Origin of the sequence: Nocardia sp. NPDC058518 (assembly GCF_042719655.1) — a bacterium.
Classification (GTDB): domain Bacteria; phylum Actinomycetota; class Actinomycetes; order Mycobacteriales; family Mycobacteriaceae; genus Nocardia.
Genome location: NZ_JBHXNJ010000024.1, coordinates 70,008 through 87,198, shown reverse-complemented (window position 1 = coordinate 87,198; position 17,191 = coordinate 70,008). Strand labels below are relative to the sequence as shown.

Below are 17,191 nucleotides of genomic sequence, written 5' to 3'. Positions count from 1 at the left end.
CGGTGTCACAACCGGCGGACTCCGCGCGCGACCTTGGCGAACGATGACCCGGTTCCCAGTCCTGTCCGTAGTTTCGGATGGCACGCGCCGAGGTCGACCATCACGGCGTAGGTCAGGCCGTGGTCGCGTCGTTCGGCGAACTGGTCGAGCACCTCTTCCGGTGTGCCGACCTGGAAGACATCCCTGATCAACGACCGGGGTGCGCGACGACCGTACTCCAGCGCGGTGGCTTCATCGATGGTCTGCGGGAGAATGTCCTGTGCACCGGAGAACGTGGGGCCCAACGGATGTTCGACACCGTGGCGTGCCCAAGCCTGCGCGGACGCGGCGAGCGCGTAGGCGCGGATCACGGCCGAGTCGAGGATCTCGTCGACGATCGTCTGCGACTTCGCGGTAATGATCCAATGCCATCCGGCCGCTCTGACCGCAGCCGGGTCACGCCCCGCATCCGAGGCAGCGGCCCGGATGGTGTCGAGCTTGTCGCGGTATTCGGCCGGGCTGCTCGGAAAGGCAGGCAGCCACGCGTCGGCGAATCGACCGGTCAACCTGAGCATGCGCGGCCCGTGCGCCCCCATCCAGAGCTCCGGTCGGGTGCCGCGGTGCGGCGGCAGCGCGAAGACCGCGTCGCGCAAAGGGAAGAATTCCGAATCCCGGGAGATCGGCTCACCGTTGGATTCCCACAATGCCCGAATCGTCGCGACAGCTTCCTCGAAGCGCGCCACCGGGCGTTGCCAATCGACACCGTAGGGCTCATTGTTCTCGCGTTCCCCCGGACCGATCCCGAGAATAGCTCGGCCGCCACTGAGTAGATGCAAGGTCGCGGCGGCCTGTGCGGTCACCGCCGGATGCCTGCGACCGGCGTCGGTGACGCCCACCCCGAGCCGCAGGCGACTCCACCGATTCCGTGCCGCCGCGCGCCCGAGCAGGGTCCACGGTTCGTAGAACGCGTCCGCGGCGGGGGCGATCCGCGCGCCGCCGACATGGCTCGGCTTCCACACCGACGAGGGAAACAGCCCGATCAAATGGTCGATGACCCACAGCGAATCGGCACCGGTCGTCGCGGCGACGAACTTCGCCGTGCGCTGGGTGAAATCGGGCGCATAGCGGGAATGAAGGCCTGGATCGACAATTCCGGTCTTGACTCGTGCCATGGGTTTCTCCCACTACTCGATGCCGCTCGTCCGGTCTCCACGCGACCACCTCGATTGTCCCACCGGTCGGCGAGAGTCGGGTATCGCTATCCCGCGGCGTGCAGGGCGACGCGGGCGGCGTGGATGGCGGGATGTAGGCCGGTGCCGTTTCGGTAGACGAGTTGGGTGTGGCGGCGGATCGGCAGGGGAGTGAGGGTGATGTGTTCGGGGGGCGCGTAGAGGGCAAGGGCGGGGACTATCGCGGTGCCCGCGCCCGCCGCGACGAGGGTGAGAACGGTGTCGAAGTCGTCGGCGTGGTGGCGGATGTGGGGGGTGAATCCTGTTGCCTGACAGGCTCGGATCGTCAAGGTGTGGCACAGGGTGCCGGGAGTTCCCGCGATCCACGCGGATCGGCGGTGCGCGGCCAGTGAGTCCTTGGTGGGCACGGGGTTTCGTGTGGCGAGATAGACGGTTTCGGTGTGCAGGGGTTCGGTCTGCAAGGACGCGTCGGCGTCGGCGGGGACCAGGTCGTAGTCGTGGGTGAGCGCGATGTCCAACGTGCCCGCGCGTAAGGCGTTCGGGATGTCGGCGGGGTCGATTTCGGTGACGGTGAGTTCCAGGCGCGGATGGTCGGTGCTCAGGGTGACCAGGGCGGGGGACAGCAGGGTACGCGCGGCGGTCGGGAAGGTACCGATGCGCAGGGTTCCCGCCAGTTCGTCACGGGTGCAGGACAATTCGGCGTCGGCGTGTTCGAGAGCCGCCAGGATGGTCTCGGTGTGGCCGACCAGGAGATGGGCGGCGGGTGTGAGAGTGACGCGGCGGCCCGAGCGTTCGAGCAGCGGGACGCCCGCTTCGCGTTCGAGGGCGGTGAGCTGCTGGGACACCGCCGAGGGCGTATAGCTGAGCGCCTCGGCGACCGCGGCGATGGTGCCGCGGTGGGCGAGTTCACGGAGCAGGCGAAGTTTGCGGACATCGAGCATCAGTTCAGCTTACGGTCGACGTTATGAATGTGAACTAGACCTGATGATAGGTCCGGCTCGATGATGGAGCCATGACATCGCTACACGGCCTCTTCGTCCCCCTGATCACGCCGTTCACCGCTGACGGGGCACTCGATCCCGCCGCACTCGAACGCCACGCGCACGCCGTCCTCGACGGGGGCGCGACCGGCCTCGTCGCGCTCGGCACCACCGGGGAACCCTCCGCGCTCACCGGCGCCGAGCGCGCCCGAGTCCTCGACGTCTGTGCGAGCGTCTGCGCCGACCGCAGCGCACCACTGATCGCCGGTGCGGGGGGCAACGCCACCGCCGAATCGGTCCGGGCGATCGCCGAACTCGCGCGACCCGTCGCGGCCGTGCTGGCAGTGGTGCCGTACTACGTGCGACCCAGCGAAGAAGGCGTGATCGCGCACTTCACGCAGCTGGCGGCGATCAGCCCGGCTCCGCTGATGGTCTACGACGTGCCGCACCGCACAGGGCGCCCGCTGAGCGGTAGCACGCTGATTCGTCTCGCGAACACACCGAATATCGCCGGCTTCAAGCACGCCGTAGGCGGAATCGACGCGGCCAGTGTCGAATTGATGGCCGCACAGACTCCGGCGACGGTGCTCAGCGGCGACGACCGATTCGCCTCTGCCCTGCTCGCCCTCGGCGCACACGGCGCGATCCCGGCTGCGGCCAACATCGCGCCACGCGGATACGCCGATCTCATCGAGGCCTGGCACGCCGGTGACGTCGTCCGTGCCCGCGCCATCGGTAACAGCCTCGACGCACTCGCCGCGGCCCTGTTCGCCGAGCCCAACCCCACCGTCATCAAGGCGGTACTCGCCGAGCGTGGCCAGATCTCCAGCGCGGCCGTTCGACTGCCGATGCTGCCCGCCTCGCGCGCCGCGACCGAGGCGGCGCTCGTGGCGAGCGAGGCGGCGACGATCACGCGGGTGTGACACCGAGGTCTCGGTATCGACGGCGCCGGGATTACGAACAGTAGATTTCACTGGTCTTCGGTACCGAAAAGTGCTTGGGTTAACCGGTGACGAAACCTCCGGATATCGGCGCCGCCGCGCCCGATCGCACTCCCGACAAGTTGGATGCCGCCGTGCTGAAGGTGGCGGGTGTCGTCGTCCTCGGTGCGGTGATGTCGATTCTCGACATCACCGTCGTCACCGTGGCGATCCCGACCTTCATGCAGGACTTCAACGCCTCCGTCGAGGTCGTCGCCTGGACCATGACCGGCTACACCTTGGCGCTGGCCTCGGTCATCCCGATGACGGGGTGGGCCGCTGACCGCTTCGGCACCAAACGCCTCTATATGGCGGCGCTGACCTTCTTCATCATCGGGTCGGTGCTGTGTTCGATGGCGTGGAGTATCGAGTCGCTGGTGGCGTTCCGCGTCATCCAGGGCATCGGCGGCGGCATGCTGATGCCACTGGGCATGACGATCATGACCCACGCCGCGGGCCCGCAGCGGATCGGTCGCGTGATGGCGGTGCTCGGCGTGCCCATGCTGCTCGGCCCGATCTGTGGCCCCATCCTCGGTGGCTGGCTCATCGACGCCTTCAGCTGGCACTGGATCTTCCTGATCAATCTGCCGCTCGGCATCATCGCGCTGATCCTGGCCTATGTCGTGTTCGCTCCCGACAAGCCCAAGCCGTCGGAGTCGTTCGACTTCGTCGGTATGCTGCTGGCCTCGCCGGGCCTGGCGCTGTTCCTGTTCGGTGTCTCCTCCATTCCGGAGAAGGGCACCGTCATGGCCGCGCGCGTGCTGATTCCGGCGATCATCGGCGCTGCGCTGTTGGTGGCGTTCGTGTTCCACGCGCTGCGCACCGAGCATCCGCTGATCGACCTGCGGCTGTTCTCCAACCCGTCGCTGCGCTACTCCGTGCTGACCATGTCGCTGTTCGCGACGGCGTTCTTCGGCGCCGGTTTCCTGCTGCCGAACTACCTGCAACAGGTACGGGGTGAAACGGCGTTCGACTCCGGCTTGCTCATGGCGCCACAGGGTATCGGCGCCATGCTGACGATGCCGATCGCGGGATTCCTGGTCGACAAGATCGGCCCCGGCAAGATCGTCATGTTCGGCATCACCTTCATCACCATCGGCCTCGCCGGGTTCACGCAGCTGGGCGCCGACACCTCGTACCTGCTGATCGGTGGCGCGCTGTTCGTGATGGGTCTCGGCATGGGCGCCACCATGATGCCGGTGATGACCGCCGCCATCCAGACGCTCTCGCACGCACAGGTCGCACGCGGTTCGACCCTGATGAACATCGTCAACCAGACCGCGGCGTCGATCGGCACGGCGACGATGTCGGTCGTGCTGGCCGCCCAGCTCAACGATCATCCGGAGGCGAAGGCCGCGATCGGAGCCACCGCCAGGCCCGACCTCGCCGCGCAGATTCCGCCGTCGGTCATCGAGCAGGGACTCGAGCTGGCAGCGAAAGCGTTCAGCAACACCTACTGGGTCACCGTGATCCTCGCAGCGCTGACCCTGGTCCCCGCGTTCTTCCTACCCCGCAACAAACCCAAGGCTCCGGTCGATGCCGAAGCCTCGATGATGATCTGACCCCTGCCACCCGAAAGCCCGGACGCCAACGCCATGTTTCGTCCGGGCTTTCGCGCACCACTCAGCGGAACGCTGTTTACACGGGAATACGCGATCTCAACCGTAGAGCTTGACGAACGTCTCGAGCGAGCGTTCGATATCGCCGCGCAACGCCTTGGCGATGCTCGAGCCGATGGGGCCGAACAGCGGTGCGCCGCCCAGTTCGATGTCGAGGATCACCTTGGAACCGATGCTGCTCGGTTCGACGCGCAGGCTGAGGCCGAACTTGGTGCCACCCATGCCCTTGCCGCTGAGGGCGAGTTCGCGCGGCGGCTCGGCGGTGCGCACGGTCCAGGTGACCTTGTTGCGGAAGCCCTTCACGCTGGCGATGCCGACGAGGACGGTGCCCGGCGTCAGTTCCTCGGGCAGCGTGCCGCGCCACGCCTCGTGAATGGACAGCCAATCGCCGAGGTGCGGAAGGTCGGACGCGTGCGCCCATGACTGGTCCGGCGGGACGGGGACATCGACGGAGAGCTTCAGTTTCGCCACGCCGGGGATGTTATCCGGTACCCGGGGTTCCACAAGCGGCGGCTCGAGACATAGCGAACCAGAATAGATCAGCCGTCCAGTAGTGTGGCCTGTTTCGAGCGGGAATTATGATGTCTGACAGGATGATCCGTGTCGCGATCGTTATGCGTGCTGCTAATGTGTGCGAGTCGCTGGAAGCGGGGCGTGTGAATCGGGTATCCGAAATCACCCCGCGGTAGAAGGCGAATGCCTCGGCGGGCCGGCCGGCGAGGGCCACCGGCAACAGTGCCGTGTGGTCGAGGACGACGAAAGATCTGATGAACTCAGGAATCGCGGTGCTGTTGCTTGTCATCGGTGCGCCGCTGTTACTGCTCGCGATCGCGGTCAGTGTGTTTGCCATGCGGAACGAGCGCCGACAGCGGCAGCGGGCCGATGCCGCCATCCGTGAGCGCATCGCCTGCGAGAACGCCTTGATGCAGCTGGCGCAGACCACACTGCCCGCGATCACCACTGCCGTGCGCCGACACGAGATCCCGTCGGTCGTCGTGGATCTGCCGGTGGAACTCGGTGATTCGCAGTTCGGCCAAGCGCTGCAGTGGATCGCCACGGGCCATGCCGAAGATCTGCGTGTGGTCACCGAGGAAACCAGGGCGATGGTCGAACGCTATGTCGAGCAACGCCGCGTGAGCGATATTCAGGCCGCGCAGGAGCAGACCCGCGGTGAGCTCTCGGCGTCGTCGCGGGCGGCTACCAGCGCCGCGGTGCGCTCGTTCGGCACCTCGGTGGTGAGCCTCGGCACCGACCTCGGCCAGGTCGTCAGTGCGGCGCTGCGCGAACATCGCGACGACGCGATCTACGAAACGCTCACCCGGATCGACCACACCGTGCAGCAGATGATCCGGCAGGCGCAGTCCTATGTGATCGTCTCCGGCGGTCTGCCCGGTCGTCGATGGCCACAACAGTCGCTCACCGATGTGGCGGGCGGCGCCACCGGGCGGGTCAGGGAATTCCTGCGCGTGCGGGCGTCGCAGTCCGACCGGATCGTGATCAGCCGCGCGGTCGAACCGCTCGTGCACACCATGGCGACCCTGCTCGACAACGCGCTGCGCTACTCGCCGCCGTCGTCGTTCGTCGAGATCGGTTTCCAGGAGGGCCATCACGGCGTCACCGTGATCATCGACGACGCGGGCATGCGCATGAGCCCCGAGCAGCTCGAGGACGCGCGCCTGGTGCTCAGCGGCGAACGCCCGGTCGACATCCACGATCTCGGTCCCGCGCCGAAGGTCGGCTTCCCCGGCATCGCCGCGCTCGCCCGGCGCTACGGATTCTCCGTACACGTCGACGGGCCCAATATCTTCGGTGGCATGCGGGCCATGGTGTATGTACCGTCGGCGCTGCTGGTGAGCGGGGACGCGCCGCGGCTGCCCGAGCCCGAACTCGCCGCGCCCGCCCATATTCCCGTACCGGTCGCCGAGATCGAATCGCCCGGTGCCGATGTCCACGAGATCACCAGCGGCGGGCTGCCCAAGCGCCGCCGCAGACCGGTTGCCCCGGATTCGGCGGGGGTAACGATCGAGTCGGGGCAGGCGCGTCCCGACCTCGCCGCTGCCTGGCGCAGCGGATCCCGCAGCGGTCGTGCCGCTGCGGCCGAGCGAACCACGGAAGGAACAGCCGATGAGCACACCGGTAGCCGATAGCACCAACCGATTGGCGTGGCTGCTCGAGGATCTCGAGATCCCCGGCGTCCGCTTCGCGGTCCTGCTGTCCGAAGACGGACTGCGCATCGCCCACTCCCGTGGCGTGGTCAAAGACGACGCCGAACGGTTCGCCGCGGCCGCCTCGGGCCTGCGCTCGCTCGGTAAGGCGCTCGGTGAATTCTGTGGCGGCCCGTCGAATACGGTGCGCCAGAACATGACCGAGTACGACGAGGGCATGATCATGATCACCGCCGCCGGAGCGGGCGCGCTGCTCGGCGTCGCGACCACCGCCGATGTCGATGTCGCGCTGGTGGCGCATCGGATGAACGAACTGGCTTCGCGCGTCGGACACGAGATCGGTAGCGCGCCCCGCCTAGGCGGGAGGAATTGAGCCGCGGCAGGCGCGATCCCGACCTGGTGCGGTCCTATGTGCGCACCGGCGGGCGGGTGCGTGCCGCGCATGACCTGGATCTGGTGACGCTGGTCCGGTCCGCCGACGACGCGCGTCCCGACCACCGCCCCGACGAGCGCCGCCTGCTGGCACTCACCAGCCGCCGCGGCGCGCTGTCGATCGCCGAACTGTCGGCCTATCTCGACCTGCCCGCCTCCGTCGTGAAGATCATCGTGTCCGATCTGCTCGACAGCGGCCACCTGCACTGCCCCACCCCGGCACAGGTGAAGCCGGAACTCGCACTGATCAAGGAGGTGCTGCATGGCCTCCGCGCCATTGCGGGATGAGGTCGACTACGTCGCGGAAACCGTGACACGGTCGGTGAAGATCCTGGTCGCAGGCAATTTCGGTGTCGGCAAAACCACCTTCGTGTGCGGAGTGTCCGAGATCAGGCCACTGCGCACCGAAGAAACGATCACCGAGGCCAGCATCGGCGTCGACGACATGGCCGGGCTTGGCACCAAGGTATCCACCACTGTCGCACTGGATTTCGGCCGCATCACCCTGAATCCCCAGCTGGCGCTGTATCTGTTCGGCACGCCGGGTCAGGAACGGTTCGCCCCGCTGTGGGAGGAACTGGCTCGCGGTGCCCTCGGTGCGCTGGTGCTCGTCGACACCCGGCGCATCGAGAAGGCCGACGACGTGCTCTCGGCGCTGGAACAGCGTGGCGTGCCGTACGCGGTGGCGGTGAACGAATTCGAGGGTTTCCGGCGCTACCCGCTCGAGGAGGTGCGCGAGGCACTCGACCTCGCCCCCGAGACCCCGGTGATCGCGCTCGACGCACGTCGCCGTGACCAGGGTCTGCGCGCACTGATCACGTTGGCGGAATACCTCTTTCGCAGACAGGAAGCAACAGCGTCATGACGGTCGATATCGCCGCCGACGAGCGGGTGGCGATGTGGGCACCCGAGTTCGCCGCCGATCCGCAGGCGGCCTACCAACGGATGCGGAGCCGGTTCGGCTCCGTGGTGCCGGTGGAGTTGTCGCCGGGCATCCGGGCCACGCTGGTGATCGGCTATCACACCGCCGTGCGCATCCTCAACGACCCGGAGCACTTCCCGGCCGACCCACGCATGTGGGAACGCGACATCCCGCTGGACTGCCCGGTGCTGCCGATGCTGCAGTTCCGGCCTGCCGCGCTGCGCACGACCGGCGCCGAGCACACCCGGTACCGGCAGGCCAATGTCGCCGGGATCGCCGGGGTCGATCTGTACGCGATGCACAGCACCGTCGAGCAGTTCGCTATCCCGCTGATCAACAGCTTCTGCGTGACCGGATCCGCGGACCTGTTGAGCCAGTACGCGTTTCCGCTGGTGTTCCAGGCGCTGAACTCGATGCTCGGGTGCACCCCCGAGATCGGGCAGCAGGTCGCCACCGGGATGGCGCAGATCTTCGAAGGTGACGACGCCGAGGCGGGCAACAACCTGCTCGCCTCGGCATTGGCGGATCTGGTGGGGCTGCGTCAGCGCGAGCCCGGTGACGATGTCGCGACCCGTCTGCTCCAGCACCATGCCGCCCTGTCCGACGAGGAAATGGTGCATCAGCTGCTGGTGCTCTACGGCGCGGGCATCGAGCCCATGCTGAACCTGGTGGTCAACACGTTGCGGCTGATGCTCACCGACGACCGGTTCGCGGGCAATGTGCTCGGCGGCAGCCTGTCCACCCGCGACGCGCTCGACGAGGTGCTGTTCACCGACCCGCCACTGGCCAACTTCTGCATGACCTACCCTCGTCAGCCGATCCTGGTCGACAACACCTGGCTGCCCGCGCACGAACCGGTCGTCATCAGCATGTCGGCGTGCAACAACGATCCGGCGATCGCCGGGCGTGATGTCGTCGACAACCGGGCGCACCTGGCCTGGAGCGCGGGTCCGCACGGCTGTCCGGCAAAGCCGGTGGCGTACCTGATCGTGCAGGACGCCATCGACCAATTGCTCGATGCCCTCCCGGAATTGGCCCTGGCCGTGCCCGTCGAGGACCTGGTGTGGCGGCCGGGCCCGTTCCATCGGTCGCTCGCGGCGTTGCCCGTGAGATTCCCGAAGACACCGCCGCTGCCGATGCCATGACACCGGCGAACGCGCTGTGGCTCAGGCGATCTCGGAGGGCACGCTCAGCGCGGCCTGCATGGCCACGCCGTCGACGTAGGTGTGCTTCTCCTTGACCGCGCCGTCCTCGACAGTCACCATGTCCGCGATATCGACATCGACGGTGCGGCCGGTGACGGAGGTGCCGGACAGCTTCCATCGCACCACCCAGAAGTCGTCGCCGACGCGCAGGTCGACCTGGGTGAAGGTCAGGTCGGGGACGAGGGCGAAGTTCGCCGCGGCGGCGGTGCGGATCTCGGCCCGCCCGTGCGCGGGTGCGCCCCCGGAGTGCAGGTGGAAGACCGAATCGGGCGTGTGTAGTGCGGCGATCCGGTCGGGGTCGCGCTCGGCCCAGCAGGCGTGATAGCGCTCGAACAGATCCTTGGTGGCATCGGACATGGTCGCCAAGCCCTTCCAATATACAAACAGGATGACTGTATGTTCCCGAATCGGGTGTGGCCGGTCAAGGGGCGAAGGGCCTCGAATCCGCCGCGGCCGTCGTCCTGCCCTAGACTTCGACGTCGCCATGAACCCTGATCGCCGGACCCAAGCCGAACGCTCGGCCTCGACACGTGCCGCGGTGATCCGTGCCGGGCGAGAGCTGTTCGGGCGGTTCGGTTATGGCGCGGTGAGTACGATCGCGGTGGCCGAGGCCGCCGGGGTCAGTCGCGGCGCGCTCTATCACCAGTTCAGTGAGAAGCGGGATCTGTTCGAGGCGGTGTTCGAGGATCTCGAGCGCAGCCTGGTCGAGGTCATCGCCACTGCTGTTGCCGAGGCGCGTGCCGAGGATCCGATCGCGAGCCTGATCGTGGGCTGCCTGGCGTGGTTGCAGGCCTCGACCGCGACCGAGGTGCGGCGGATCGCGCTGCTCGACGCGCCCGCGGTGCTCGGGTGGAGCCGGTGGCGCGAGATCGAACTTCGGCACACCATCGGCCTGGTGGAGAACGCGATGGCCGGTGCCATGGCCGCCGGTCGGATCAGGAAGCAGCCGGTGCGGCCGCTGGCGCTGGTGGTGGTCGGTGCGCTGGACGAGGCGGCGCAATACCTGGCGAACTCCGAGGACCCGGGGGATATCGTCGCTATCCGAGCGGTGGTCGAGCAGCTCATCTCCGGTCTCGCCGTCGATTAGGGCATGCATTCCGGCTCGCTTGTAGGTTAGCCTTGCCTAATGACGACTGGGATTGTGAACCGACCGACCATGGTCTACGCGCCGCTGGTGGTTCGTCGCGCGGTACGGCTGACGCCGCGCATGGTGCGGATCACCCTCGGCTGCCAGGATCCGGCCGCCCTCGCCGACATCGGGCCCGACCAGTACACCAAGCTCTTCTTCCCGCTCCCGGGTCAGCCGCGTCCCGTCGTGCCGCCGCCGCTGGACGACTCCGACAGCGTAATGAGTTGGTACCAGCGGTATCTCGCGATGCCTGACGAGGTCCGCCCGTCGATGCGCACCTACACGATCCGCGCGCAGCGGCCCGAACTCGGCGAGCTCGACATCGACTTCGCCTTGCATGCCGAGCACGCGGGCCCCGCCTCGGACTGGGCTTCGACCGCGGCGCCGGGCGACGAGATCGGCCTGCTCTGCCCGCCGCACGCTCTCTATGCCCCGTCCGGCGATCCCGGCTGGCAGCTGCTCGTCGGTGACGAGACCGCGATTCCGGCGATCGGCGCGATCATCGAGCGCCTCGACGTGGGTGCGCTGGTGCGAGCGTTCATCGAGATCGACGGCCCGGCCGACGAGCAGCGGTTCGAGACCCGCGGCGACGTGCGGATCGAGTGGGTGCATCGCGGCGATCGCCCGCACGGCGACGCGGTGGTCGACGCGGTCTGCGCCGCCGAGCTCCCCGCTGGCGCGCCTTACGCGTGGATCTCGGGTGAGGCCGAGTTGGTGAAGCTCACCCGGCGCAATCTCGTCCGCGACCGTGGCGTCGACAAGCGCGCGATCACCTTCACGGGCTACTGGCGTCAGGGCCGTACCGAGGAGGACAACGGCCGCGAGAAGGTGCGCCGCGCCGCCGCCGGTGAGCCGCTGGTCGTCGACGAGGACTGACCCGCACCGTCCTCCCGTCCATCTGTGACGCCACTAATAGTTATTGCACTAACTATTAGTGGCGTAATAGTGTGTGGGCTAAGGAAGGTGGTGGACGATGCAGGAGCTCGAAGACCCGTTGCAGCTCGACCGGCAGGTGTGCTTCGCCCTGGCGGTGGCCAATCGATCGGTGCTGGCGGTCTACCGGCCGCTGCTCGAACCGCTCGGCCTGACCCATCCGCAGTACCTGGTGATGCTCGCCCTGTGGGGTGAGGCGCCGATGTCGGTGAAGGCCGTCGCCGAGGCGATCCAGCTCGACTCCGCGACGTTGTCACCGCTGCTCAAGCGGCTCGAATCCGCCGGTCTCATCACCCGCCGCCGCGATCCGCACGACGAGCGCACGCTGCACATCGACCTCACCGAGGTGGGCCGTGACCTGCGTGAACAGGCCGAGCGGATCCCGCCCGCCGTCGTGGCACGCCTCGGCGTGAGCCTGGCGGATCTCGAAGAACTGCGCGATGTCCTCGGCCGAGTGAACGCGGCCGCGCGACGCGCATCCGACGTGAGGGAGAAGTAATGAGCACCTCGACCCCGAATCTCTGGCAGCGCTTTCGCTACATCACCGGCGGCACCCTGCCGCCCTCGATGGCGGACTGGGTGCTGGCCGACCTCACCGGCCCCGGCGCGACCCGCCGATACCTGATGCGCTTCCTGCTGCCCGTGCTTCCCGTGCTGTGCCTGTTCCTGCTGGTGCCGGGCCCGCTGTGGATAGGGCTGTCGATGCTGGCGCTGCTGTACCTGCCGCTGGTCTACTTCACCGTGGCGCTGGCCTACGTGTACCGGCGGCACCGCCTGGTCAGCCATGGCTTCGATCCCGAGCTGGCGAACGAGGCCGAACGCCGTCGGGCCGAAGTCGAGCGCGTTGCCTACGAGACTCGCCACCACCGCGGCTGAATCGCGCGCAACAGGTCGAGGTCGCGCAGACCGAACGGGGGAGTCAGCCCGCACGGAGGGTGGGCCCGACGAATCGTTCGACCAGGTGACGTTCCGCCGCGGCGTCGGGCAGCGGCCAGGTGAGCAGCGACAGGACGACGCGCACGACCCAGCCCGCGGCCTCGTCGTCGGGGGCGATCCTGGTCAGCGCGGTCGCGATGTGACCGAGTTCCGGTGCGCCGGCGAGGAATTCGTCGGTATCGGGGGAGCGGTGCCGGATCAGCCACTGGCGCAGCACCGGATCGGCGCGAATCGCGGCGACAGCGGCCAGGATGGCTTCGACGGGTCGTCGGCCGGGCGGGACCGAGTCGACGACCGCCTCGACGCGCGCGACGACGGACGCGGCGGCCCTGACCATCACCGCGCGCACCAGTTGTGGTTTGCCGCCGACGTACCGATACAGCGTCGCGCGTGAGCAGCCGGCGGCCGCGGCGATGTCCTCAGCGGTGACGTTGTCGATGCCGCGTTCGAGGAACAGCGCGAGGGCGGCGCGTTCGATGCGGTCGACCGCGATGGTGCGTCGGTCACCGCCGGTCAACCAGTCCGCATGGTCGGTCATCGGCGAATCCTCCAGCAGGGTCTGTCTCAGAGTGAGACGTTCGATGACATCTGTCTAGTCGAATCCAGCTAGGCAGAGGGGGTTTTCGAAGAAGTGTGTGGGTCGCTCCGACGACGACAACATCGTCATGCCGTCTCACACTGAGACAGACATTGACCGGGTGCTTCTCGGCGATGCACGGTGTGCGCCGACAGCCTGACCAGGAAAGGCGGCGGCCATGACCACGGACCTCGGAGCGATCGACCTGTTCGACGCGGCGGTGCTCGACGATCCCTACCCGATGTATCGCACTCTGCGCGAGGAAGCGCCCGTCTACCGGGTACCCGGTACCGACTTCTTCCTCGTCGCCTCGTGGGCGGCGGTCGCCGAGGCGACCCGCCGCCCGGCGGATTTCTCCTCGCATCTGACCGGCGTGCTCGTCGCCCAGCCGGGTGCGGCGCCGACGACCTTCGACCTCGACGCGACAGGGCAGGGCGTCCACGTGCTCGCCACGGCCGACGGCGAGGTCCATGCCGCGCACCGCGGCATCGTCGGACCGGCGCTGGCCAAACGGATTCGCACGCTGGGCCCGGTCGTCACCGCACTCACCGAACAGCTGTGGGCGGAGGAACTCGACGGCGATCGGATCGACTGGGCCACCGGGGTCGCCGATCGATTGCCGCTGGCGCTGATCGCCGAACTCGTCGGTCTGCCACGGGCTGATGTGCCGAGACTGCTCGGCCTGGCCTACGACTCCACCGAGATGCTGGGCGGTGTCGTCGCCGACGGGCGGATGACTGCGCTGATCACCTCGGCGGCCGAGCTGGCCCACTACGCGTACCTGGCGATCAGCGGTGCGAAAGAGCGAGTGGCCGATCAGGATTCGCCGCGCACGCTGCTCGAGGTCCTCGTTGCGGCGATGGCGGCGGGCACGATCGACGAACAGCAGGCGGTGCTGATCGTGGTGCAGCTGATCGGCGCGGGCGGGGAGTCGACCGCGGGCCTGATCGCCTCGGCGGCGCGACTACTCGCCACCGACCTCGAACTACAGACCCGGCTGCGCGAACGCCCTGAGCTCGTTCCCTCGTTCCTCGACGAGGCGTTACGTCTCGAGTCGCCCTTCCGCGGCCACCACCGCCACGTCGTGGCCGATACCCAGCTCGACGGCGTCGACCTGCCCGCGGGGAGCCACTTGCTGCTGCTGTGGGGAGCCGCCAACCGCGATCCGGCCGCCTACCCGGATCCGGACATCGTCGACCTGAACCGGCCGCGTGGACGTGCCAACGTGGCGTTCGGCGCGGGCGCCCACTTCTGCATCGGGTCCGCCCTGGCTCGACTGGAAGCAACCGCCGCGATCACCCTGCTGCTCGAACGCACCGAGCGGTTCAGCCTCATTGATGTCGAACCGCCACGATGGGTACCCAGCCTGTTCGCCCGCCGCCACGCGACTCTTCCCCTGCGCATTACCCGCTCCTGAGTACGGTTCGACGCCGGTCCTCGCGGTGCTGAAGTCTCCTGGGGCGGTGCCGCGTCCGCCCGAGGGCACGGTCGGGCGGCGATCGGCGCGGGGTGTGACACGGCACGGGCGGAGTCGCCACCTGGACGGGATGTGGCACGGTGTCGGAGTGCGCCCCCGTCTGTTCCTGCCCGCCTGCCTGCTCGCGACGACAGCGTTGTTCGCCGGATGCGCGTCCACGGATGCGAACCCGACGATGCCGACCGCGACGGCCGTTTCCTCGGAGAGTGTCGTGCCGCCGACTTCCACTGCCGCGAACCGCACCGTTGTCCTCGATCCCGGTCACAACGGGGGAAACGCCACCCATCTAGCGCAGATCAACGCGCAGGTGCCCGACGGGCGCGGTGGGACGAAGGCCTGCAACACCACCGGTACCTCGGCCGACAGTGGCTACACCGAGCACGAGTTCACCTGGGACGTCACCCTGCGGGTGCGCGACGCGCTCGCCGCACAAGGTATTCGGGTGATCCTCACGCGCTCCGACGACACCGGCGTCGGACCGTGTGTCGACCAGCGCGCCGCCATCGCGAATCAGTCGGGCGCCGACGCGGTGGTCTCGATCCACGCCGACGGCAATACCGGCGCGGGCGCGCACGGATTCCACATCGCCTATGCCGAACCCCCGCTGAACCCGGTGCAGGCCGAGGCGGGGACACGACTGGCCACCGCGCTGCGCGATGCCATGGTCTCCGGTGGCGCGGTGCCGTCGACCTATGTGGGGTCGGCGGGACTGGATCCGCGGGCGGATCTGGCCGGACTCAATCTGGCCGAACGGCCGAGCGCCCTGGTCGAATGCGGGAACATGCGCTCGGCGACCGACGCCGCCCTCATCGAGACCCCGGCGGGGCGGGCCCGCTACGCCGAGCTCATCACCGCCGGAATCCTCGCGTTCCTCGGCTGATTCGCCGAGCGCCGCCAGCTGATTTCGGAGGAGTCGCGCAATGTTCGCCAGGCCCGCTCCGGCGGCGCCCGCGCTCGAATAGTAAGGCGGCTTGTTGCCAACATGGCTACCTATCGTCAGCTGCTGGCAAATCTGTGCACCCGCGATAGCTGGTCAATTAACTCACCATTTGCTCCGAGTGGGAACCGGTTGGTCTGAAACGTTTTCATTCGCTGAGTTCGCACACCTGCGGGACGGTTCGCGAATACCGGCCGGTAGCGGTATTTTTCGCTACCAGGACGGTTGACGGTTGATCTTCGCCACCCTAATCTCCTTGTCACAGTTCGATATCGAAGTGTTCGGTGTCATCGCTCGAAATGTTTCCCGGACGGCAAGCCGGCCCCTGCCGTCCTCCGTGTGCGTTTCCAAGGAGTATTGATAGTGAGAAGTCGAATTCTGTTCTTCGCCGGAGTAATGGCATTGGCGCCGATCGTCACCGCGCTGGTCCCCGCCGGGAGTGCCACCGCGCACGGCTGGATCAACGGACCGGCGAGCAGGCAGGAGCAATGCGCCCGTGGCCTCGTGCCCTGCGGTGCGGTGAAATACGAACCGCAGAGTGTGGAGGGTCCGAAGGGGCTCACCAACTGTAGTGCGAACAAATATCCCGAGCTCGATGACGACAGCCTGGGCTGGGTACCGCAGAAAGTCTCCGGCCGTGCGAGTTTCACGTGGAAGAACACCGCGAACCATCGCACGCTGAATTGGGAATACTTCATCGGAAATACCAGGGTTGCCGTGTTCGACGGCCGAAACGAACAGCCGTCCATGGAAGTGACCCATACCGTCGATTTGTCGAACTATTCCGGCAGGCAGAAATTGCGGGCGGTATGGAATATCGGTGATACCGCGGCGGCGTTCTACAGCTGCGTCGATCTCGAGGTAGGCGGCACACCTGGGGCTACGACCACCCCGAAGCCGACTACTTCCCGGCCGACCACCACCGCTCCGCCCGCGACGACCACGAAACCCCCTGCCACGACCACGAAACCGCCGGTGACAACCACCCCCGGGCACGAGCACCCGACGACCACGACTGCCCCTTCCGGATCGCCGTGGCGTCAGGGTGCCACCTATGCCATCGGCGACAAGGTCACCTACCAGGGCACAACCTATCGCTGCAGGCAGGCGCACACGGTGCACGACCCGAACTGGACACCGCCGAACACTCCCGCACTCTGGTCTCGGGTGTAGTCGGCGCACCGAGGTCGGCGAAACGGTTCGTGTGTTCTCCCACCATCGGTCCCGCGATGGGGTGAGGATGAGACCGACTCGCCGGCCTCGCGTTCGGTCGGCCCCGCAGCACAAGGACGTGAGATATGAGTGACAGGAAATTCGCCATCGCCGTCGCGGCCGTCGGGACGGCAATGCTGGCCACGACCCTCGGCGCTCCCGCCGCCTCGGCCGGTGTTTCGCAGCTGACCGTGAAACCCAACCTCAGCGTCGGCTCGGCAACCGACTACGGCACCGGATGCACCCATCAGTTGCTGGCCAGGCTCAGCATCGGCATCGTTCCTGTCGCCTTCTACGACAACGGCGCGCTCCTGGCCGTTGTCGCCCCGACCGACGGCGTCGCCATGTTCAACTGGGTGCCGTCCTACACCGGTGCCCACGCGCTCACCGCAGTCCAGGACGGCATCGCCAGTAGCTCGAATGTGACAGTCGGCCGGGGCTTCCGCTTCGGGGAATCCTGCGTGGTCACCGGCGGCTGACCCAGGCGACAAAACGGTGGCCCGGTTCGCGCGAACCGG

The 17,191-nt window shown here is 67.6% G+C and carries 20 protein-coding genes; 15 read left to right on the top strand and 5 right to left on the bottom strand.

Annotation, left to right across the window (positions count from 1 at the left end):
- Positions 1-5: 5 nt before the first annotated feature.
- Together ACFWPX_RS31145 and ACFWPX_RS31140 are read right to left on the bottom strand one after the other, a co-directional pair.
- Positions 6-1,151 carry an LLM class flavin-dependent oxidoreductase gene (locus ACFWPX_RS31145; protein WP_378931510.1) on the bottom strand — a complete coding sequence of 382 codons (1,146 nt, stop codon included), beginning with the start codon at positions 1,149-1,151 and terminating at the stop codon, positions 6-8.
- A gap of 86 nt (positions 1,152-1,237) precedes the next feature.
- Positions 1,238-2,110: a LysR family transcriptional regulator gene (locus ACFWPX_RS31140; protein WP_378931508.1), complete on the bottom strand. Its 873-nt coding sequence runs from the start codon at positions 2,108-2,110 to the stop codon at positions 1,238-1,240.
- A 71-nt stretch (positions 2,111-2,181) separates the two neighbouring features.
- Between ACFWPX_RS31140 and dapA the strand changes: the two genes are divergently transcribed.
- Entirely contained in the window at positions 2,182-3,072 is an 891-nt protein-coding gene (gene dapA / locus ACFWPX_RS31135) for a 4-hydroxy-tetrahydrodipicolinate synthase (RefSeq protein ID WP_378931505.1), read from the top strand.
- Between the two features lie 86 nt (positions 3,073-3,158).
- A complete protein-coding gene (locus ACFWPX_RS31130) occupies positions 3,159-4,691 on the top strand; it encodes a DHA2 family efflux MFS transporter permease subunit (RefSeq protein WP_378931503.1) in 1,533 nt (510 codons plus the stop codon).
- 96 nt (positions 4,692-4,787) lie between these two features.
- On the opposite strand, the gene ACFWPX_RS31125 is transcribed toward ACFWPX_RS31130, so the two are convergent.
- Positions 4,788-5,219 carry an SRPBCC family protein gene (locus ACFWPX_RS31125; RefSeq protein ID WP_378931500.1) on the bottom strand — a complete coding sequence of 144 codons (432 nt, stop codon included), beginning with the start codon at positions 5,217-5,219 and terminating at the stop codon, positions 4,788-4,790.
- A gap of 296 nt (positions 5,220-5,515) precedes the next feature.
- Here ACFWPX_RS31125 and ACFWPX_RS31120 point away from each other — a divergent pair, with 296 nt between their 5' ends.
- Genes ACFWPX_RS31120 through ACFWPX_RS31100 form a run of 5 tightly spaced genes read left to right on the top strand, consistent with a single transcriptional unit; the run spans position 5,516 to position 9,412 of the window.
- Complete coding sequence (locus tag ACFWPX_RS31120; protein ID WP_378931498.1) at positions 5,516-6,895, top strand: sensor histidine kinase; 1,380 nt, start codon at positions 5,516-5,518, stop codon at positions 6,893-6,895.
- A complete protein-coding gene (locus ACFWPX_RS31115) occupies positions 6,873-7,286 on the top strand; it encodes a roadblock/LC7 domain-containing protein (protein ID WP_378906014.1) in 414 nt (137 codons plus the stop codon). Before ACFWPX_RS31120 ends, ACFWPX_RS31115 begins: the two co-directional genes overlap by 23 nt.
- Positions 7,283-7,633 carry a DUF742 domain-containing protein gene (locus ACFWPX_RS31110; protein WP_378914411.1) on the top strand — a complete coding sequence of 117 codons (351 nt, stop codon included), beginning with the start codon at positions 7,283-7,285 and terminating at the stop codon, positions 7,631-7,633. Before ACFWPX_RS31115 ends, ACFWPX_RS31110 begins: the two co-directional genes overlap by 4 nt.
- Positions 7,608-8,210, top strand: a complete 603-nt coding sequence (locus ACFWPX_RS31105; protein WP_378914412.1) for an ATP/GTP-binding protein — start codon at positions 7,608-7,610, stop codon at positions 8,208-8,210. Before ACFWPX_RS31110 ends, ACFWPX_RS31105 begins: the two co-directional genes overlap by 26 nt.
- Positions 8,207-9,412 carry a cytochrome P450 gene (locus tag ACFWPX_RS31100; RefSeq protein ID WP_378914413.1) on the top strand — a complete coding sequence of 402 codons (1,206 nt, stop codon included), beginning with the start codon at positions 8,207-8,209 and terminating at the stop codon, positions 9,410-9,412. Before ACFWPX_RS31105 ends, ACFWPX_RS31100 begins: the two co-directional genes overlap by 4 nt.
- 21 nt (positions 9,413-9,433) lie before the next feature.
- Here ACFWPX_RS31100 and ACFWPX_RS31095 read toward each other — a convergent pair whose 3' ends face one another.
- Positions 9,434-9,829, bottom strand: coding sequence for a nuclear transport factor 2 family protein (locus ACFWPX_RS31095; protein ID WP_378914546.1), 396 nt, complete (start codon positions 9,827-9,829; stop codon positions 9,434-9,436).
- A gap of 127 nt (positions 9,830-9,956) precedes the next feature.
- On the opposite strand from ACFWPX_RS31095, the gene ACFWPX_RS31090 reads away from it, so the two are divergent.
- The 4 genes from ACFWPX_RS31090 (at position 9,957) to ACFWPX_RS31075 (ending at position 12,410) form a co-directional block, all read left to right on the top strand.
- Entirely contained in the window at positions 9,957-10,559 is a 603-nt protein-coding gene (locus ACFWPX_RS31090) for a TetR/AcrR family transcriptional regulator (RefSeq protein WP_378914414.1), read from the top strand.
- A gap of 39 nt (positions 10,560-10,598) precedes the next feature.
- Positions 10,599-11,477, top strand: a complete 879-nt coding sequence (locus ACFWPX_RS31085) for a siderophore-interacting protein (RefSeq protein WP_378931495.1) — start codon at positions 10,599-10,601, stop codon at positions 11,475-11,477.
- 97 nt (positions 11,478-11,574) lie between these two features.
- A complete protein-coding gene (locus ACFWPX_RS31080; RefSeq protein ID WP_378914416.1) occupies positions 11,575-12,033 on the top strand; it encodes a MarR family winged helix-turn-helix transcriptional regulator in 459 nt (152 codons plus the stop codon).
- Positions 12,033-12,410, top strand: a complete 378-nt coding sequence (locus tag ACFWPX_RS31075; RefSeq protein WP_378931493.1) for a DUF5313 family protein — start codon at positions 12,033-12,035, stop codon at positions 12,408-12,410. Before ACFWPX_RS31080 ends, ACFWPX_RS31075 begins: the two co-directional genes overlap by 1 nt.
- A 43-nt stretch (positions 12,411-12,453) precedes the next feature.
- Here ACFWPX_RS31075 and ACFWPX_RS31070 read toward each other — a convergent pair whose 3' ends face one another.
- Complete coding sequence (locus ACFWPX_RS31070; RefSeq protein WP_378931491.1) at positions 12,454-13,008, bottom strand: TetR/AcrR family transcriptional regulator; 555 nt, start codon at positions 13,006-13,008, stop codon at positions 12,454-12,456.
- Between the two features lie 217 nt (positions 13,009-13,225).
- Between ACFWPX_RS31070 and ACFWPX_RS31065 the strand changes: the two genes are divergently transcribed.
- The 4 genes from ACFWPX_RS31065 to ACFWPX_RS31050 all read left to right on the top strand — a co-directional run bounded on the left by ACFWPX_RS31065 (position 13,226) and on the right by ACFWPX_RS31050 (position 17,152).
- The gene (locus ACFWPX_RS31065; protein WP_378931489.1) at positions 13,226-14,464 is read left to right on the top strand and encodes a cytochrome P450; all 1,239 of its coding nucleotides are present in this window, start codon (positions 13,226-13,228) and stop codon (positions 14,462-14,464) included.
- Between the two features lie 130 nt (positions 14,465-14,594).
- Positions 14,595-15,404 carry an N-acetylmuramoyl-L-alanine amidase gene (locus ACFWPX_RS31060; protein ID WP_378931539.1) on the top strand — a complete coding sequence of 270 codons (810 nt, stop codon included), beginning with the start codon at positions 14,595-14,597 and terminating at the stop codon, positions 15,402-15,404.
- 420 nt (positions 15,405-15,824) lie between these two features.
- On the top strand, positions 15,825-16,634 hold the full coding sequence (locus ACFWPX_RS31055; RefSeq protein ID WP_378931486.1) for a carbohydrate-binding protein: 810 nt from the start codon (positions 15,825-15,827) through the stop codon (positions 16,632-16,634).
- 125 nt (positions 16,635-16,759) lie between these two features.
- Positions 16,760-17,152 carry a hypothetical protein gene (locus ACFWPX_RS31050; protein ID WP_378914420.1) on the top strand — a complete coding sequence of 131 codons (393 nt, stop codon included), beginning with the start codon at positions 16,760-16,762 and terminating at the stop codon, positions 17,150-17,152.
- The last annotated feature ends 39 nt before the right edge of the window (positions 17,153-17,191 follow it).

Excerpts from the sequence above, each read along its gene's own strand:
- ACFWPX_RS31050 (WP_378914420.1), top strand. The coding sequence starts at position 16,760 with ATGAGTGACAGGAAATTCGCCATCGCCGTCGCGGCCGTCGGGACGGCA.
- ACFWPX_RS31060 (WP_378931539.1), top strand. The coding sequence starts at position 14,595 with ATGTGGCACGGTGTCGGAGTGCGCCCCCGTCTGTTCCTGCCCGCCTGC.
- ACFWPX_RS31105 (WP_378914412.1), top strand. The coding sequence starts at position 7,608 with ATGGCCTCCGCGCCATTGCGGGATGAGGTCGACTACGTCGCGGAAACC.
- ACFWPX_RS31090 (WP_378914414.1), top strand. The coding sequence starts at position 9,957 with ATGAACCCTGATCGCCGGACCCAAGCCGAACGCTCGGCCTCGACACGT.
- ACFWPX_RS31075 (WP_378931493.1), top strand. The coding sequence starts at position 12,033 with ATGAGCACCTCGACCCCGAATCTCTGGCAGCGCTTTCGCTACATCACC.
- ACFWPX_RS31140 (WP_378931508.1), bottom strand. The coding sequence starts at position 2,110 with ATGCTCGATGTCCGCAAACTTCGCCTGCTCCGTGAACTCGCCCACCGC.
- ACFWPX_RS31080 (WP_378914416.1), top strand. The coding sequence starts at position 11,575 with ATGCAGGAGCTCGAAGACCCGTTGCAGCTCGACCGGCAGGTGTGCTTC.
- ACFWPX_RS31145 (WP_378931510.1), bottom strand. The coding sequence starts at position 1,151 with ATGGCACGAGTCAAGACCGGAATTGTCGATCCAGGCCTTCATTCCCGC.
- ACFWPX_RS31095 (WP_378914546.1), bottom strand. The coding sequence starts at position 9,829 with ATGTCCGATGCCACCAAGGATCTGTTCGAGCGCTATCACGCCTGCTGG.
- ACFWPX_RS31115 (WP_378906014.1), top strand. The coding sequence starts at position 6,873 with ATGAGCACACCGGTAGCCGATAGCACCAACCGATTGGCGTGGCTGCTC.
- ACFWPX_RS31100 (WP_378914413.1), top strand. The coding sequence starts at position 8,207 with ATGACGGTCGATATCGCCGCCGACGAGCGGGTGGCGATGTGGGCACCC.
- ACFWPX_RS31085 (WP_378931495.1), top strand. The coding sequence starts at position 10,599 with ATGACGACTGGGATTGTGAACCGACCGACCATGGTCTACGCGCCGCTG.
- ACFWPX_RS31120 (WP_378931498.1), top strand. The coding sequence starts at position 5,516 with ATGAACTCAGGAATCGCGGTGCTGTTGCTTGTCATCGGTGCGCCGCTG.
- dapA (WP_378931505.1), top strand. The coding sequence starts at position 2,182 with ATGACATCGCTACACGGCCTCTTCGTCCCCCTGATCACGCCGTTCACC.
- ACFWPX_RS31065 (WP_378931489.1), top strand. The coding sequence starts at position 13,226 with ATGACCACGGACCTCGGAGCGATCGACCTGTTCGACGCGGCGGTGCTC.
- ACFWPX_RS31070 (WP_378931491.1), bottom strand. The coding sequence starts at position 13,008 with ATGACCGACCATGCGGACTGGTTGACCGGCGGTGACCGACGCACCATC.